The sequence below is a fragment of the Actinomadura sp. ATCC 39365 genome, from assembly GCF_054392275.1.
The window spans coordinates 482,639-497,634 of the sequence record NZ_CP184335.1 but is presented as its reverse complement, the minus strand read 5'-3'; the positions used below and the strand labels follow the sequence as shown (position 1 = coordinate 497,634).

The following is a 14,996-nucleotide window of genomic DNA, read 5'->3' as shown; positions in this document are numbered from 1 at the left end:
AAGTAGAACCACCGCAAACGGGCAAAGCGAAGGGACGGGAACCATGGGCAAGCCCGGGACGGCCACAGGACGAACGGCCAGCAGCACGGCTGAGGAACAGGCCCGTTGGTTGGTGGACTACACCCGTAAGAGCCTGGACAAGGCCAAGACCGGTGCCGGAGTGGGCAGCCAGCACGACGAGAACCAGGACCTTGCCGACGAGTTCGACTTGGGCGAGATCCAGCACACCTACAGCGACAACGACGTGTCGGCCTACCAGGACGTAGAGCGCCCCGACTACCGGCGCATGCTGGCCGACATGCAGGCGGGCAGAATCGCCGTGATCATCATCTGGCACGCCAAGCGGCTGCACCGCAAGGTCGAGGAAGTGGTGGAGTTCATCAAGATTGCCCGCGCTAACAGGGTGCGACTGTTCAGCGTGGCGCGCGGCGGTGAGTACAACCTGAACAAGCCTCAGGGCCGCCGGGATCTGATCAACGACACCAACGAAGGCGAGTACGAGTCCGGCGAGCGTGGCGAGCGTGTGGCGTTGGCCCGCAAGCGCCAGGCCCGCAACGGCGACTACGGCGGGGGCGTGCGCCCGTTCGGCTGGGGAGTGGACACCGGCCGCGTACGGGCGGTGTGCATCAACCCGAAAGCGCCCACCATGGAGCGCGTCTACGAAGACCGCCCCGTCCTGGACATGACCCAGCACAACCCGGAGGAAGCCGCAGAAATCCGCAGGTGGGCAAAGGACATCCTGGCAGGGGTCCCGGTAGATCAGATCATCGCCGATCTGAACGAACGCGGCGTGCAGACCGTCAGCCAGAAGGACGGCCGGATAGTCAAGCGCAACGGCAAGGTCATCGAGCAGAGCCGATGGAACTCCCGCACCATCAAGCAGATCTTGACCCACCCCCGCACCGCAGGCCACGCCGTCTACAACGGCGAGATCATCCGCAGGGACGCCTACGAGCCGATCATTCCCGATGACACGCGCCAAGCGATCATCGCCATGTACGCGGACCCGACCCGCAAGACGAGCCCGGGGAACACACCCAAGTGGCTTACGTCCGTGATCGCCGAGTGTGACCGCTGCGACGACGGCACCGTGTGCACGGTGCGCAACAACTCTCAGGGCGTGCCGGTCTACCGGTGCCGCACCAAGGGCCATTGCATGGCGGTGGCGTCGGAGGTCGATGCCCGCGTGGAGCGCGTGGTGGTCAAGCGTCTGTCCCGCGACGACATCCGGGATCTTCTCCCGGCGCACGTGGAGGCTGACGTGCCCGCGTTGCGCGAGGAGATCGTTACGCTGACCCAGGCCAAGAAGGACGCCGCCCGTAAGGTCGCGCTCGGCAAGTGGGACGAGGAGACCGGGGATGCCGCTATCGCCGCCGCCATGACCCGGATCGAGGAGATTCGCGAGACCTTGCGCCAGGCCACCACCAACAGCCCGTTGGCCGAGTTCATCACCACCGACGACGCGCAACGCACGTGGGATGGCCTGTCTTTGGGCCGCAAGCGCGAGATCATCCGACTGTTGGTCACGGTCCGGTTGGTTCCTATCGATCGCCGCCGCAATGTGCCGATCGCCCAGTGTGTGATCACCACGCCGAAGAAGCCGACCCAGACTCCGCCCGCGTTGGCCGCCTGATCGCCCCGGCTTGCGCCCCCGCAGTGCATGCGTGCCGGACCGGGGGCGCATCGCTGTCACCAGGCACCACCTACACCAGCAGCAGCAGCGCAAGCCGCTCACGCTGGCTTTCGGTCAACGGTGGCCAGTCCCGGACCATGGCCGTGATCTCGTCATCCTCGCTGATCGCGGCTAATTCCTGATCATCTCGTCTGTCTGTCGTGTCCATCCCTGCCGCCTCACCCCGAGCGAGCAGCGCCGCAGCACCCCACGGCCGAGCCTCACGCGCCCATGCCGAAGGAGCGGACGACCGCCCGCATGATCGTTTTAAGGTGCTGTCTGGCAGCGGCCGGGCAGCCCACCCACCCGCCCACGGTGCAGGTTGAGCACCGTAGATCACACACAGGTGGACAGCCGGGGAAGAAGGGCCAACCCCAACAGCTTTCTATCGTGCCTTCGGCGCGTTTTCCCAGGTCGCAGCCTCGCCGCAAGTGCCGGCGGAAGCGTCGGCGACCCTCACGCCGTCAGCCCCAGGCGTTGCGCCTCGCGTGCTTGACGATGTTCCCGCCCGAGTACTTCGGCCAGCACCCGGTCACCCAGCGTCCGGTAGCCGACCCCGGCGATACGCCAGTCACCCACCACCACACACTCAGTGCCGTCCCGCTCATGCGCCCACGGGTCACGCTCACGAGCCCGCGCCTGACGCCAGGCCCGCCGCCCCTCGCGCAGCGCGGCGAACGTGGTGGAGTAGCGGCGGCTCTTGGACGTCACGTGCCCCCGAAAGCCCAGCGTGTGCACGTGCCGGGCAAGGCGCAGGGTCCGGCAGGTGGCCAGCCGCGCCAGCCTGCGAACCGCATCGGTCAGCGCCACCACGTGAGCCGGGACCGCGCGTGCCCCCGCCATGTCGGGATCGTCGCCCCGTGGCCGGGACGCCGGAAGACCGCTCACAGAGTCGGAGACGGTCTTGGTCGCGTACTTGGCCAGGTACCCGGCGACCCGCGCGCCGTCCACCTCACTGGCCCGGACCGGCCGCACGTCGAGCTGACTGCCCCACCGAGCCATGGCGGCCGTCTTGCCGTCCACCACCGGAAGCGGCACGCTCGCCCGCGCCCCAGCCTGCTTGAGCGCCGCCGTCAGCAGCTCCACCCCGGCCCACGCCGGAGCGGGAACCAGCGCGTCAGGGTCGTCAGGGTTGACGCCATCCAGGCGGGCCAGCACGTGAAGATGAACGACGCCCCGCTTCTGAAACTCCGTGACCTTGACGTAGCTCAGCCGCAACAGCTCCCGGATCTGGCGGACGCCGACCGGCCGACCGCCGAGCGCCGGAGCCAGCGCGGCCAGCGCCCGGTAGGCGTAGATGACCGTGCGCCGCCACAGCTCCCCAACGTGGGCGTTCCACAGCACCAGCCCGGTCAGGTCCGCGCAGTCGGTACACAGCGGAGCGCCCACCATGCCATCCCCAGGAGTGTGCCGTGCCGTGCACCACAGCGGCCTGCCGTGCTCGCACACCCGCGCGCCCCGGCCCCCGTCACGTCGGCCAGCCCGAACCGCCCGGCAGACGCCGCCATCACGGGCCGCATGCACCCGGCCGAAGCTCGGAGCGGTGAAGGTGGCCAGCACCAGCGGACTCCCGGCCGCATCGCTGTCAGGGGCAGGCAGCGCCCGGGACACCCCACCGGCGAACACGTGCCAGGCATCGGAGCGGTAGCGGGCCGCGCACGGCGGACACACGCTCTCCCGGCGATCCTTGCACGCCACCAGCAGCACCCCGCCCGGCTCGCCCGAACTGGAGTAGGAGGCTTCCACCTCACCTGTTGCCGCGTTCACCGTCGTTGCCGACCCGGCCAGTTGTACCGGCCGCACGCAGTACCCGGCCCGGTCCACTTGCCCGGTCCAGCGCCGGTATTGGTCGTCATCGGCCACCCGGGCAAGGATCTGCCCGAGCACTGTCTGTGTCCTCATCATCTGATCACTCCGTTCCGCATGCTGTGTCCGGGAACGCAAAGAGGCGGGTCCCCACGGCCCGCCTCTTTGGTCATGTGCGCAGATCCCCCGACCGGTGCCCGGAGCCTCACCGCCGCCCCGGACGCTCCCGGCTACTGCGCGCGTCGCTGCTCAGGGACCGTCAGCGGGTTCCAGCGGGTTTGCACTACCCGCGCCAGGGCTTCCAGGTCGGCCGGACCGTCCACCGTCGTCGCGCCCAGGCCCCCGGTCTTCCATGGGGTGTGCGCGAACGTCTTGAGGGTGTGTTCCAGCTCCGCCCGGCCCGCGCCGAACAGCCATGCCACGAACCTCTGAGCCGCGTACTCTTCGCTGATCTCTACCGGTGCGAGTTCTTCCCCCATGACCCAGATCTTCATCGTGCTACGTCCTCTCCCGTTGTGATCTCTCGCCCGTCGGCCCCTCGCCCGGCCCCTGCGTCCCCACTCAGGTTTTCCGGCCCCCGTCGTGCGCTTCCCCTACTTGTCTGTTGAGTGATCAGACAGTGGTGGTACGACGCATCCGGCCGGACGGTTCAATCCGGGACGCCTATATTCGAACTACATTTCCGCAGGTAGAGGCCCTTTCCGGAAAGCCGCCCGACCGGTGATCGCATCGGGCGGCCCTCCCCGGCACCGGACGCGGGCTAGATCACCCGCACGCAGGTCGCCGGAACGTAGCCGTACGGGCTCCCGGTGACGGTCAGCCGCCCCGACCGCACCTGATACCAGCTCTGCCCCCGTAACCCGCACTTGGACGGGTAGGAGTTGGAGCCGTTGCCCGCCACGACACCGCACGTCGTCAGGATCGTCCCGCGCGCAACGGTCCGCACGACGAGGCCGTTGACGAACGGGAAGTCACGGATGGCGATCTTGTCCCCGGTCACCTGGACCTGACGGCACGCCCCCGCGCCGTTGGCCGTCCGGCTCACGGCCTGCGTGGTGGTCTGCGTCTGCGCGTTCGCCGGGATGGCCGCGAAACCCATGGTCAGAGCGGCGAGGACTGAGCCGGCGAACAGGGTGGAGGGTCGGAACATGGTCGTTCTCCTGTCTGTGATGAGTAGAACCGTGTGGGAAGGATCGAGCGGGGTTGAGCAGGGACGGAGGTCAGGAGGCGAAGTACTCCGCCGTCTCCCGCGTGGACAGGTAGCAGGTGATGACTGTGGCGATGGCCAGCGCCACCACGGTCCCGATGTTGGGACCGGTGAACAGGGACAGCGCCCCGCTTCCGAGCATGAGGATTTCCACCGTCAGCGCCGTGCGCCGGACCCAGCGGCGACCCGCGCTGAGCTTGGCCGCCAGCACTCCGATCAGGATGTAGAAGGCGAAGGTGACCCCGGCCCAGACGAGCACCGCGCCCGGGATCGGACCGTACGCGCCCGCCATCGGCAGGAGGAACGCCAGGGCCAGGATGCCGATGCAGCACTGCACCCCCATCCAGTTGGCCGCGAGCTGAACCGAGCGCGGCGGGCTCCCCGCAAGGCGCGGCGCGGTGCGCGTGGCAGTGCCGCGCGAGTCGGACGGGTGCGCGTTGGGGGTGTACGTGTCAGTGGTGTGAGTGGTCATCGGACTTACCTCCATGTGTGAGTTGTGGCCCGCAGCTCCGCCGCGTAGGCCGCCAGGTCTGACAGTTGTGTGTCGGTGATGTAGAAGCCCTTCAGCCGGACCGGCCCCGCCGCGTCCGACAGCAGGTAACCGACCCCGGCCGCTCCCAGGTCGATGGTCGAGGCGTCCACGCCCCGCGTCGCCCAGCCCGACCCCAGAACCGTGTCGGAGGCGTCCTTGGTCGTGCAGCGCAGCGCCCACCGGGTGTCGAACAGATCCCGGACGTAGGTCGGCACCACGTCACTGCCGGGCTTTTGGGTTGCGGCCAGCACCCGCACCGCCGCAGCGCGCCCCCGCGCGCCGAGGTCGTGCAGCGCCAGCAGGAACCGTTCTCGCTTCTTCTTATCCGGGTGCAGCGTGAACGCCGCCAGCTCATCGATCACCACGGCAAGCAGCCCGTAGCCCATCGACCGCGTGATCTTCCGCGCCCCGCACGCGCTCAGGAAGGTGTAGCGCTCATCCATGCGCTTGACCGCCCACTCCAGGCCCTCAGTGGCACTGTCGATGTCGGAGCGGATGCCGCCGCGCGCCACCTTCTCCCACGCGGCCAGCTCTACGCCGCCCTTGCCGTCGATCATCACCGCGTCGGTTTCCGGGTCGATCATCAGGCCAGCGATCAGCGCATGCAGCGCCACCGACTTGCCCGACTCAGGCGCGCCGCCCAGCAGCACATGCACGCTCACCGGCCCGGCCCGCCGATCTCAGCCGCAGCCCCCGCCCCGGCCCCGATCGTCTCCGGTGCGCCCTCGCTCAGCAGCGACACCACCACCAGATCTCCCGTCTCCGAGACGCCCACCGGCATCGGGTCCCACGCCGAGGCGACCCACCCCGCGTCGGGGGCGTCCACCCACGGCCAGGCCAGCACCCCGAACCCGTCCAGCGGATCACGCCGGATCACCTCCACCGATGCGTACCGAGCGTTGACCTCATCGCCGAGCACCAGCACGGCCGAGGCTTCCAGCGAGGAGGCCAGCCACGGCGTGCGCTCCTCCACGTCGCACACCGCGCTCCCCTTGGGCAGGCGCACCCGCAGCCGTTCACCGGCCGCCGTCCGCACCGCCTGCATGACGCGCGGAACCCGGTCGTTGTGCGTGGCCAGCCCGGCGAAGCGGGCAGCCCGGTCCCAGCGGCGGATCACTCGCGACCGCCACAGCAGGCCGGTGAGCCAGCCGCGAACCCCGGGCACCCCGCCGACCAGCGAGGCCAGGCACACCCACACGCCCAGCGCGCCCGGCCAGTCCCACGCCAGCCAGCCACCGCCGACCATGCCCCCCGCGCCCAGGCTCAGCCCGATCTCACGCCGGACCAGCCACGCCGGACGCAGCACGTAAACGGTCAGCCGGGACTCGGGAGTGCTCTGCGCCCGGATGGGCACGGCGGGCATCTCGATCGCGGGGGGCAGCCCGGAGGCCCGGCCCGGAACCTGCGGACCCATGACCATCACGCCACGCCCCCGGACTCAGCCGGGGTAGCACCGTGCCGGGACGCCACCGGGTTCCGCCCGCGCGAGGCTCCCGCCCCATCGCCATTACCCCCGGCCGTCGAAGTGGCCACCGATGCGGCCACCGAAGGCGCGGCCACGTGGTGAGCCGTGACCGGACCCGTGACCATCGGGACCACGGCGTCAGCCATCCACCACCGCACCTCGCCGTCCTTGGCCATCCCGTAGGCGAGCCCATCCACCCGGACCGGAAGGCCCGGCGTCAGGTGGTGCTGCTCCCCGGCGAGGTTGAACTTGACCTTGGTCGAGTCGGTCCCGTCCATCGCCAGCAGCGTCACCACCATGACCGGCCGACCATCGTCGGTCACCTTCGCCTTCTTGGTGGCGAAGTCGCGCGCGGGCATCGGGGGCGAGGTGACCGTGAACGCCAGTTGCGTCGTGTCGATCGGGAATCGCATCCCACTACCTCCCATCGGTGCGGATGTCCCTGTGACATCCACCATGGCAAGCAGTACTCGAACACGCGTTCGAACGGTTCGAACCCATGCATTCGCGGCATACCGGCGACCACCCAGCCGCAGCCGTGCTAGAACGCGCCCGCGCGACCCCCGCGCCGCGCGCCGTGGATCATTGGCATGGTCTAGGCAAGTTCGGGCATGATGGGTTACCCGCCGCTTGGCACGGCCCCTTTGGAGTGCTCAAATGAGGTTGCGATGACCCCGCTCACGCTGACCCATCAGCGCCTGCCCGGGGTCACTCTGATCGCAGCAACCGGCGAGCTGGACATCACCAATCGAACATACTTCGAGACGTACCTAGCCGAAGTCGGCAGTCAGCCCCCTGACGTCACGGTGCTTGACCTATCGCAACTAGCGTTCATGGACAGTTCCGGCCTAGGTGCGATCATCACTGCGGCACAGGCGCAGCGCGGACGCGGAGGCGATCTCTGGCTCGCCGCCGCCCGCCCCACTCCCCGACACTTGATTATCCGCACCGGCGTCGCGTCCTACCTGACGGTTCACGCCACGGTGGACGACGCCTTGACCGCCGCCCGGAGTCACCCCGCAGACTCCTGATACCCCGCCGCGCGCATCGGACTGTGTGATGAGTTTCCCTACTAGATCAAGCCCGCCCGGCCTACGGCCGGACGGCACCACTCCCGCGTAGATGATCTTGCTTGGCTCGCGGTCAAGGTTGAACCCCAGACCCTCACCGGTACCGCGCCCGGGTGCCACCGGGGCAACGGCACAGGCAGGCGAGTGCGGACATCGGGACTGCGCGCGGCGCTAGCGCGCCGTGCTCGCCCTCGCCACCCTCGCCGGCCTGGCCTCGCCCCGGCGTCACCGAACCGGACCCGCCCGGCCGTCGCCTGCCCTGACCCCGGCACCCGGCCCCGCACGCCAAGCCATGCGCCCGAGGAAGGACCCTTCCGGAAGGACAGCACCACCCCGCGTCGGACCCCGGGACGTGCTCAACACCAGACATGCCACAGCCCCCGAACATGCCGGAGTCCTTGGCCGCCCGGCACGGGGGCACCAACGCTGGCCAAGGACTCCGACCCCTCCCGAGCGCTCACATCGCGCGGGAGGACCGCCCAGTGAAGGCCCGCAACTCACTCGACGCGGGCTGGCTCCTCAGGCGACCGCACCCCAACACGCAGCCACCCCAGCCCACGGAGGATTTCCCCTCACTGAACGGGACTTGCACCCCTGACCGGCCAGGCGGCAACCAGCCCCACCGGCCAGGGGTTGTCTACAGTGCGCCGCCACCCTCCGGCGACGCCTCCACCGACTTCTCATCAGCCAGCCGGTAGCGCACCCGAGGATGCGGCCCCCGCGCGGGGACGCCCGAAGCAGGATCGGACGCGGGCGGTTCGACCCTCACCGCCACACCCTCGCGGGCCAGCGCGGACAGGCACTTGCGGAAGTAGTCCGGCGTGCGCACGTGATCGAAATGCTCAGCCAGCTCACCGGCACTCACCCCCGCCGGGAACTGCGCCAGACTCGCCAGGACCTCATCCCGCCACGACCCGTAAGACTCGCCGCCCACCTCACTCCTTCCTGACCGCTGTGTCTGCTATGCGAAGGACCGTCCCCGGAGGCTGCACCACGTGTGGCTGCCGACGCCGCTTCCACACCAGCGGGCCGCCTCACGCGATGCCAGGAATGACCTCCGGGGAAGGCCCCTCAAACCCCTACCCGCACCGTCCCTCCGAGGACTTTCCCCCGGGTAGGGGTGGCTCTTCATCAGGCGGCGGAGACACCGCGTCCTTGTCCGCCCCGTCCGCGTTCACGCGCTCCCACACCCCCCAGCCCCCGATGCTGTGCGTGACCCGCCACTCCCGCCCCTTGGCAGCCGGATTCCCCTTCCACATCTCAGCCGTCAGGCCCGAGAACACGTCCGCCCGCACCGCCTCCACGAACCGCGACCAGGTCTCTTCGGGGACCTCCAGCACCTTCGGCCGCCACCCCACCGGCCGATCACGCTTGCTGAACCCCTCGCCGATCTCCGCACGTACCCAGCCCGGCGCATCGGCCACCGGCTCCGGCGAATATCCGCCGTCCCTGACCGCGTCCAGGAAATCCAGCCATGCCCGCTCCCGCGTGACCAGCCGGACCTGCCCCCACCGAAGCCGCACGAACGGCCCGACCTCATCACGGCGAGCCTCCACGTAACCGGGGTCGTCGCTCATGACCGCCGCCCGTCTGACTGGCCGCCCAGCCGGGGCACCAGCGCCCACACCACGCGCTCACCGAGCAAGGTCGCGTTGGTGCCCCACGCCCCGGACGTCAGACCGTGCACCATGCGTAGGCCACGGCCCCACTCGTCCGTCTCCGCAGTGATCCGAGGATGCGGGACCAGACCGTTCCGACCCGGGTCCACCACGGTCAGCCGCCAGAACCCCGATTCCGGAATGAGGTGCACGCGTACCCACTCCGCGTTAGCGTGTATCAGCGCGTTGGTGACCAGTTCGGTGGCGATTGTTTGCAGATCGCCGAGCGCTTCGTGAGTCGATCCCATCCACTCCGCTAGCTCCCTGCGAACCAGCCCAGGCAGGAGCGAGGGGATCTCTATCTCACGGACGAGCCATACCTTGACCCCCGCGAAGGGGGGATCGGCTACAACCGCTGACGCAGTTACGACAGACGGAAGGGGGCACCCTCCGCGTCTTTCCTGGGGCATCTTGCTCCCACCCTCTCCGCTCACTTGATCATCAGCCTTCGTGCTAAGACCTACACCGAAGATCTTGGCTGTCATTTCGTCGCCACTAGATGTGGTCGAAATGTCGGTTTCGATCGTGCCCCAGAGGGATACAGGTTTGCGGGGCTCTCTCAGAGTGCCTAATCGACCAGGCATTTTGCACGCTAGATCGCGAGACAGTCTCGTGACAGAAGCACGCATGCCGTGTAGACATATGTAGTGGCCTGTGAATGCAAGTGAGCGTTATGCCAACGACGCCCGGGAGACCCACATGGCGAACGATCTGGACCCTCGCATCTCACCCGCTGAGCGTTTTGGGCGCGAGCTGGCACGATGCCGGAAGGAGCGGGGGCTATCCCAACGGCGACTAGCCGATCACGTAGGGTGCTCTCCGTCGCTTGTAGGGCACATCGAGACCGGTAGTCGTAACCCGCAACTCGACTTCGCACAAGCCTGTGATCAGCTTTTCGCCCTACCTGATAAGGATTACTTCGTTCGGCTGTGTCGCCGAATACACCAGTCACCTTCCGGGCCAGGATGGTTCCTGCGATGGCTGGAGGAGATAGAGCCCAGCGCAGCGACCTTGCGCACGTGGGACCCGCTCCTGATTCCCGGGTTACTCCAGACGGAGGACTACGCGCGTGCCATCTTCCGTGGGCACCGCGCGATCCTCGAAGCGGAGGTAGAGGAGCAGGTGGCCGCCCGGATGCAGAGGCAACTCATCCTCACCCGCAATAGTCCCCCCACCTTGTGGGTGCTTCTGGACGAGTGGGTTCTGCGCCGCTCTATCGGCGATCCCCGAGTGATGGCCGACCAGCTCACACACCTGGCAGCCGTCGCCACCAACCACAATGTGACGGTGCAGATCGTCCCCGCAGACAGCCCGTGTACGGACGGCCTGATGTCGGGTTTCGTCATCGCTGAACTTGCCGACGCTCCGACCACCGTGTCTGTAGAGTCCGCAGGTAGAGGGGAAGTTTCGGCTGAGCATGAACTGGTTTCCCTCATCTGGGGGCGGTATGACAGACTACGAGCAGAGGCGTACCGCCCAGGCGAATCGCTCGACAAGATCAAGGACGCAGCAGACCAATGGAGTCTAAGGACCTGACCGCTACGCAGCTCACCGGGGCTGTGTGGAGGAAGAGTTCCCGCAGCGGTAACGGCGGTGGGAACTGCGTTGAGGTCGCCACCAATCTTCCCGGGATCGTCGCAGTTCGTGACAGCAAGAACCCCACCGGCTCCGCTCTTGTCTTCACGCCAGCGGAATGGAAAGCATTCCTAGGCGGCGTGAGACTTGGGGAGTTTGACGACCTAAGCTGACCACTCACTCCGGCGATGAGGTCCCCGCCCCTAGCGGAGCATCGCCGTCTCGATACCGCTACAAGCGCCTGATGCCTCGGTAATCAGGCGCTTGTTGCTTATCTGGAGCGGCACTGATCCCGACAAGGGCAAATGCCTTTGGGGAACCCCCACGGGCCAGCGCCGCACTGCGTGCCTACGGCCCGCTGGACCCCCCGTAGGCCACTCGCCGGCTGATCTTGGTCCGCTACGGCGGGGGCTACCGAATCGTTTCGGAGCCAACCACACGGGGACCCCTCCAAGATCACAAAAGGGGGGCGGGGAGGGAATTACCGGAGGCAGGGGCGCTGCCCCTCCCCGATTGGCGAGCCATTGTAATGCCCCCCTTTTGAGATCTTGCCCCGTGAGGTTGGCACCACCGCAACGATTCGTCCACCCCCTCACGAGACGGAGACTTCGGGGCAACTCCGCAGCGCAACGCGCCAATCAGCCGCGCGGATCGTTACCAAATCGCAAGCGCCCCAGACCATTAGCAGGCTTGCCGGCGCCGTTGGGCCCTAGGAACCCGGTCACCTGGCCGGGCTCGACGTCGAACGACAGGTCCGCGACGGCATGGGTGGCGCCGTAGCGTTTGCTCAGGTTGGTTGCGCGAATCGCCGTCATGCCACCCAGCGTGCCGTCGGCGTCTCCCGTTCTCTTCGGCCGTGAGGACGTTCTTGCCGGGCGCGGCCTGGGAGCCTGGTCCTAGTCTCCAGGTTTGATCAGCGCCGCCTCGTACGCGACGATCACCGCCTGCGCCCGGTCCCTGACCCCGAGCTTGGCGAACAGGCTGGTCACGTGGTTCTTCACGGTCGAGGGGGAGACGGCCAGTTCCCCGGCGATCTCGGTGTTCGACCGGCCTCTGGCGATCAGCACGAGGATCTCCCGCTCGCGCTCGGTCAGCGCGTCCAGCACGGGCGGCGCGGGCGCGGCCGGCGGCCTCGACGAGCGGACGAACGTGCCGATCAGCCGGGTCAGCAGCCGCGGCGCGACCGCCGACTCGCCCCGGTGCACCACGCGCACGCCCTCGATCAGCTCCTCGGGGGAGACGTCCTTGGGCAGGAAACCGTCGGCGCCCGCCCGCAGCGCCGCGACCACGTTCTCGTCCAGGTCGAACGTGCTCAGCGCGAGCACCCGCACGCCCGGCAGCTCCGAGGTGATCAGCTCGGTCGCCCGCACGCCGTCGAGCCCCGGCATGTGCAGGTCCATCAGCACCACGTCCGGACGCAGCCGCCGGCTCAGCTCGACGGCCCGCTCGCCGTCGCCGGCCTCGCCCACCACGGACAGGTCGGGCTGCGCGTCGAGCATCAGCCGGAACCCCTTGCGGACCAGCTCGTGGTCGTCGACCAGCAGCACCGTGATCATGTTGCCTCCAAGGGGATGCGGGCGTGCACCCGGAATCCTCCCCCGGGACGCGGGCCGGTCGAAAGCCGGCCGCCGCACAGCGCGACCCGCTCGGCCATGCCGCCCAGCCCGAACCCCGGCGCGCCGCCCTGCTGCGGCACGCCGTCGTCGAGCACCTCGACCTCCACCGCCTCGGACTCGTAGGCCAGGCGCACGCTGGCCCTGGCGCCGGCCGCGTGCTTGCGGGTGTTGGTCAGGGCCTCCTGCACGATCCGGTAGACGGCGTGGTCCACGGCCGAGGGCAGCGCCACCGGCTCGCCCGTGACGGTCAGGCTGGCGGGCAGCCCGGCGCTCCTGGCCTCGCCGATGAGCGCGGGCAGCCGCTCGGCCCCCACGCCGGTCGCGGCGTCCGGGCCGTCGTTGCCGTCGGCCCGCAGCACGTGCAGCAGCCGGCGCATCTCCGACATCGCCTGGCGGGCCGTCTGCTGGGCGCTCTCCAGCGCCTCGCGGGTGACCTCCTGCTCGGGCGCGAGCGTGGCCCGCGCGCCGCCGACCAGGGCGTTGATCACCGTGATGTGGTGCGCGACGACGTCGTGCAGCTCCCTCGCGATGCGCCGCCGCTCGGCCTGTACGGCGGCGTCGGCGGCCTCCAGCCTGCTGCGTTCGTTCAGCTCGGCCCTGGCCTTGACCAGCGCGCCGATTCCCGCCGGGATCGCGACGACGAAGGCGCCGGCCAGGAACTGCCCGAGGCCCGGCCCCTTGATCTCCATCACCGTGCCGTAGGCGACCATCCCCGTGACCGTCATGATCAGCGACGGACGGCCGGAGGAGTGGCGCGCCAGGCTGTAGAAGGCGATCCCCTCGGGGATGGTGGCCGACGTCACCATTCCGGCCGCGATGCCGATCACGTCGAACGCCGTGACGGCCCCGGCCACCAGCACCGGCCTGCTCCGGCGGACGAGCAGCAGCACGCTGGTCAGCAGGAAGTGCACGGACCCCAGCGCCCCGTCGACCCCCGTCTGGAGGGACGAGATGAGCAGCCCGAGGCCCGGGAACAGGACGAGCACCACCACGATCGTGGTGTCGAAAACCCGGGGACGTCGGAAGAAATGAAAGATTCTGAGGAAAGGCCGCGCCCAGCGCACCATAAAACACTAAGTCACGAAATTTCTGATGCGACCGAGGCCGTCCCCGACGATCACCCGGGCTACAACGGGAACAGGGCGCTGCGGTAACGTCGGCGCAAGGTGAGGGACGCGCGGAGGGCGGGGCATGAGCCGAACGGCACGAGTCATCTGGGACGACGCTCTCACCTCCTACAACTTCGGCCCGAGTCACCCGCTGGCGCCCATCAGGGTCGAGCTGACGATCGCGCTCGCCCGCGCGCTCGGCGTCCTCGACAAGGTCGAGATGGCCGGCTGCGCGCCCGCCGGCGACGACGAGCTGGCCCTGGTGCACGACCGCGGCTACATCGAGGCGGTCAAGGGCGTCTCCGTGGCCGGCGTGCCCGACCTGCGGGCGGGGCTCGGCACCACCGACAATCCGGCCTTCAAGGGCGTGCACGAGGCGTCCGCGCTGATCGCGGGGGCGTCCCTGGCGGCGGCGCGCGCGGTCTGGGAGGGCGCGGCCGAGCACGCGGTCAACGTCGCGGGCGGGCTCCACCACGCCATGCCGGCCGCGGCCAGCGGCTTCTGCGTCTACAACGACCCGGCCCTGGCCATCGCCTGGCTGCTGGAGCAGGGGGCCACGCGGGTGGCGTACGTCGACGTCGACGTGCACCACGGCGACGGCGTGCAGGCCGTCTTCTACGACGACCCCAGGGTGCTCACGATCAGCCTGCACGAGAGCCCGCGCACGCTGTTCCCGGGCACCGGCTTCCCGCACGAGACCGGCGCGGAGGGCACGGCCGTCAACGTGGCGCTCCCGGCCGGCTGCGGCGACTCCGGCTGGCTGCGCGCCTTCCACGCGGTCGTGCCGCCGCTGCTGCGCGAGTTCGGCCCGGAGATCCTGGTCACCCAGCACGGCTGCGACAGCCACGCCCTCGACCCCCTCGCCAACCTCATGCTCAGCATCGACGGCCAGCGCGCGGCCTACGCCGCCCTGCACGAGCTGGCGCACGAGACGGCGGGCGGCCGGTGGATCGCGGTGGGCGGCGGCGGTTACGAGCTCGTCCAGGTCGTGCCGCGCATCTGGACGCACCTCATCGCCGAGGCCGCCGGCCATCCCGTCGACCCGGCCACGCCCACCCCCGACGCCTGGCGCCGGTACGTCAGGGAGCGCACCGGCGAGGCACCCCCGCTGACCATGACCGACGGACGCAATCCGGAATTTCACGACATCTCCGGCGGTTATGACCCAGCGGACCCCATCGACCGTGCGGTCATGGCGACCCGGCAGGCGGTGTTCCCTCTGCACGGCCTCGACCCGATGCCCTGACGACCGCCCTGACGACGCTCGACGTCCTCGCTGCCCCTGA

General features: G+C 69.1%; 18 protein-coding genes and 1 pseudogene. 5 read left to right on the top strand and 14 right to left on the bottom strand.

The window, feature by feature from the left end; translation table 11 throughout:
• Positions 1–43 precede the first annotated feature (43 nt).
• On the top strand, positions 44–1,633 hold the full coding sequence (locus ACNF49_RS02750) for a recombinase family protein (protein WP_482942699.1): 1,590 nt from the start codon (positions 44–46) through the stop codon (positions 1,631–1,633).
• Positions 1,634–1,703: 70 nt separating this feature from the next.
• On the opposite strand, the gene ACNF49_RS02745 is transcribed toward ACNF49_RS02750, so the two are convergent.
• From ACNF49_RS02745 to ACNF49_RS02710, 8 genes are all read right to left on the bottom strand, one after another.
• Positions 1,704–1,841: a hypothetical protein gene (locus tag ACNF49_RS02745; RefSeq protein WP_482942698.1), complete on the bottom strand. Its 138-nt coding sequence runs from the start codon at positions 1,839–1,841 to the stop codon at positions 1,704–1,706.
• A gap of 287 nt (positions 1,842–2,128) precedes the next feature.
• The gene (locus tag ACNF49_RS02740; RefSeq protein WP_482942697.1) at positions 2,129–3,559 is read right to left on the bottom strand and encodes a replication initiator; all 1,431 of its coding nucleotides are present in this window, start codon (positions 3,557–3,559) and stop codon (positions 2,129–2,131) included.
• Between the two features lie 149 nt (positions 3,560–3,708).
• Positions 3,709–3,972: a hypothetical protein gene (locus tag ACNF49_RS02735; RefSeq protein WP_482942696.1), complete on the bottom strand. Its 264-nt coding sequence runs from the start codon at positions 3,970–3,972 to the stop codon at positions 3,709–3,711.
• Positions 3,973–4,238: 266 nt separating this feature from the next.
• Positions 4,239–4,628: a hypothetical protein gene (locus ACNF49_RS02730; RefSeq protein ID WP_482942695.1), complete on the bottom strand. Its 390-nt coding sequence runs from the start codon at positions 4,626–4,628 to the stop codon at positions 4,239–4,241.
• Positions 4,629–4,698: 70 nt separating this feature from the next.
• The gene (locus ACNF49_RS02725) at positions 4,699–5,157 is read right to left on the bottom strand and encodes a hypothetical protein (protein WP_482942694.1); all 459 of its coding nucleotides are present in this window, start codon (positions 5,155–5,157) and stop codon (positions 4,699–4,701) included.
• Between the two features lie 5 nt (positions 5,158–5,162).
• Positions 5,163–5,873, bottom strand: coding sequence for an FtsK/SpoIIIE domain-containing protein (locus ACNF49_RS02720; RefSeq protein WP_482942693.1), 711 nt, complete (start codon positions 5,871–5,873; stop codon positions 5,163–5,165).
• A 2-nt stretch (positions 5,874–5,875) separates the two neighbouring features.
• A complete protein-coding gene (locus ACNF49_RS02715; RefSeq protein WP_482942692.1) occupies positions 5,876–6,631 on the bottom strand; it encodes a hypothetical protein in 756 nt (251 codons plus the stop codon).
• 5 nt (positions 6,632–6,636) lie between these two features.
• Positions 6,637–7,095, bottom strand: a complete 459-nt coding sequence (locus ACNF49_RS02710; protein WP_482942691.1) for a hypothetical protein — start codon at positions 7,093–7,095, stop codon at positions 6,637–6,639.
• Between the two features lie 255 nt (positions 7,096–7,350).
• On the opposite strand from ACNF49_RS02710, the gene ACNF49_RS02705 reads away from it, so the two are divergent.
• Positions 7,351–7,713, top strand: a complete 363-nt coding sequence (locus ACNF49_RS02705; protein WP_482942690.1) for an STAS domain-containing protein — start codon at positions 7,351–7,353, stop codon at positions 7,711–7,713.
• A gap of 676 nt (positions 7,714–8,389) precedes the next feature.
• Here the strand turns inward: ACNF49_RS02705 and ACNF49_RS02700 are convergent.
• From ACNF49_RS02700 to ACNF49_RS02690, 3 genes are all read right to left on the bottom strand, one after another.
• The gene (locus ACNF49_RS02700; protein ID WP_482942689.1) at positions 8,390–8,686 is read right to left on the bottom strand and encodes a hypothetical protein; all 297 of its coding nucleotides are present in this window, start codon (positions 8,684–8,686) and stop codon (positions 8,390–8,392) included.
• A 145-nt stretch (positions 8,687–8,831) separates the two neighbouring features.
• Complete coding sequence (locus ACNF49_RS02695; protein WP_482942688.1) at positions 8,832–9,329, bottom strand: hypothetical protein; 498 nt, start codon at positions 9,327–9,329, stop codon at positions 8,832–8,834.
• Positions 9,326–9,820 carry an ATP-binding protein gene (locus tag ACNF49_RS02690; protein WP_498703782.1) on the bottom strand — a complete coding sequence of 165 codons (495 nt, stop codon included), beginning with the start codon at positions 9,818–9,820 and terminating at the stop codon, positions 9,326–9,328. Before ACNF49_RS02690 ends, ACNF49_RS02695 begins: the two co-directional genes overlap by 4 nt.
• Positions 9,821–10,109: 289 nt before the next feature.
• On the opposite strand from ACNF49_RS02690, the gene ACNF49_RS02685 reads away from it, so the two are divergent.
• Together ACNF49_RS02685 and ACNF49_RS02680 are read left to right on the top strand one after the other, a co-directional pair.
• Entirely contained in the window at positions 10,110–10,946 is an 837-nt protein-coding gene (locus ACNF49_RS02685; protein ID WP_498701919.1) for a helix-turn-helix domain-containing protein, read from the top strand.
• Complete coding sequence (locus ACNF49_RS02680) at positions 10,928–11,158, top strand: DUF397 domain-containing protein (protein ID WP_482942686.1); 231 nt, start codon at positions 10,928–10,930, stop codon at positions 11,156–11,158. The genes ACNF49_RS02685 and ACNF49_RS02680 overlap by 19 nt, the downstream gene beginning before the upstream one ends.
• A 516-nt stretch (positions 11,159–11,674) precedes the next feature.
• On the opposite strand, the pseudogene ACNF49_RS02675 reads toward ACNF49_RS02680, so the two are convergent.
• The 3 genes and pseudogenes from ACNF49_RS02675 to ACNF49_RS02665 form a co-directional block, all read right to left on the bottom strand.
• Positions 11,675–11,800 (bottom strand): annotated as a pseudogene (locus ACNF49_RS02675) (ABC transporter ATP-binding protein); the annotation flags it as partial.
• A gap of 81 nt (positions 11,801–11,881) precedes the next feature.
• Positions 11,882–12,541 (bottom strand): response regulator, encoded by a 660-nt coding sequence (locus ACNF49_RS02670; RefSeq protein WP_482942685.1) that lies wholly within the window; start codon positions 12,539–12,541, stop codon positions 11,882–11,884.
• A complete protein-coding gene (locus tag ACNF49_RS02665) occupies positions 12,538–13,668 on the bottom strand; it encodes a sensor histidine kinase (protein ID WP_498701913.1) in 1,131 nt (376 codons plus the stop codon). Before ACNF49_RS02665 ends, ACNF49_RS02670 begins: the two co-directional genes overlap by 4 nt.
• A gap of 124 nt (positions 13,669–13,792) precedes the next feature.
• Here ACNF49_RS02665 and ACNF49_RS02660 point away from each other — a divergent pair, with 124 nt between their 5' ends.
• A complete protein-coding gene (locus tag ACNF49_RS02660) occupies positions 13,793–14,956 on the top strand; it encodes an acetoin utilization protein AcuC (protein WP_482942684.1) in 1,164 nt (387 codons plus the stop codon).
• Positions 14,957–14,996 lie beyond the last annotated feature (40 nt).

What these genes read in the sequence shown, in the direction of transcription:
- ACNF49_RS02750 (WP_482942699.1), top strand. Translation starts at nt 44, where the DNA reads ATGGGCAAGCCCGGGACGGCCACAGGACGAACGGCCAGCAGCACGGCT.
- ACNF49_RS02745 (WP_482942698.1), bottom strand. Translation starts at nt 1,841, where the DNA reads ATGGACACGACAGACAGACGAGATGATCAGGAATTAGCCGCGATCAGC.
- ACNF49_RS02735 (WP_482942696.1), bottom strand. Translation starts at nt 3,972, where the DNA reads ATGAAGATCTGGGTCATGGGGGAAGAACTCGCACCGGTAGAGATCAGC.
- ACNF49_RS02730 (WP_482942695.1), bottom strand. Translation starts at nt 4,628, where the DNA reads ATGTTCCGACCCTCCACCCTGTTCGCCGGCTCAGTCCTCGCCGCTCTG.
- ACNF49_RS02725 (WP_482942694.1), bottom strand. Translation starts at nt 5,157, where the DNA reads ATGACCACTCACACCACTGACACGTACACCCCCAACGCGCACCCGTCC.
- ACNF49_RS02715 (WP_482942692.1), bottom strand. Translation starts at nt 6,631, where the DNA reads ATGGGTCCGCAGGTTCCGGGCCGGGCCTCCGGGCTGCCCCCCGCGATC.
- ACNF49_RS02710 (WP_482942691.1), bottom strand. Translation starts at nt 7,095, where the DNA reads ATGCGATTCCCGATCGACACGACGCAACTGGCGTTCACGGTCACCTCG.
- ACNF49_RS02705 (WP_482942690.1), top strand. Translation starts at nt 7,351, where the DNA reads ATGACCCCGCTCACGCTGACCCATCAGCGCCTGCCCGGGGTCACTCTG.
- ACNF49_RS02695 (WP_482942688.1), bottom strand. Translation starts at nt 9,329, where the DNA reads ATGAGCGACGACCCCGGTTACGTGGAGGCTCGCCGTGATGAGGTCGGG.
- ACNF49_RS02690 (WP_498703782.1), bottom strand. Translation starts at nt 9,820, where the DNA reads ATGCCCCAGGAAAGACGCGGAGGGTGCCCCCTTCCGTCTGTCGTAACT.
- ACNF49_RS02685 (WP_498701919.1), top strand. Translation starts at nt 10,110, where the DNA reads ATGGCGAACGATCTGGACCCTCGCATCTCACCCGCTGAGCGTTTTGGG.
- ACNF49_RS02680 (WP_482942686.1), top strand. Translation starts at nt 10,928, where the DNA reads ATGGAGTCTAAGGACCTGACCGCTACGCAGCTCACCGGGGCTGTGTGG.
- ACNF49_RS02670 (WP_482942685.1), bottom strand. Translation starts at nt 12,541, where the DNA reads ATGATCACGGTGCTGCTGGTCGACGACCACGAGCTGGTCCGCAAGGGG.
- ACNF49_RS02665 (WP_498701913.1), bottom strand. Translation starts at nt 13,668, where the DNA reads ATGGTGCGCTGGGCGCGGCCTTTCCTCAGAATCTTTCATTTCTTCCGA.
- ACNF49_RS02660 (WP_482942684.1), top strand. Translation starts at nt 13,793, where the DNA reads ATGAGCCGAACGGCACGAGTCATCTGGGACGACGCTCTCACCTCCTAC.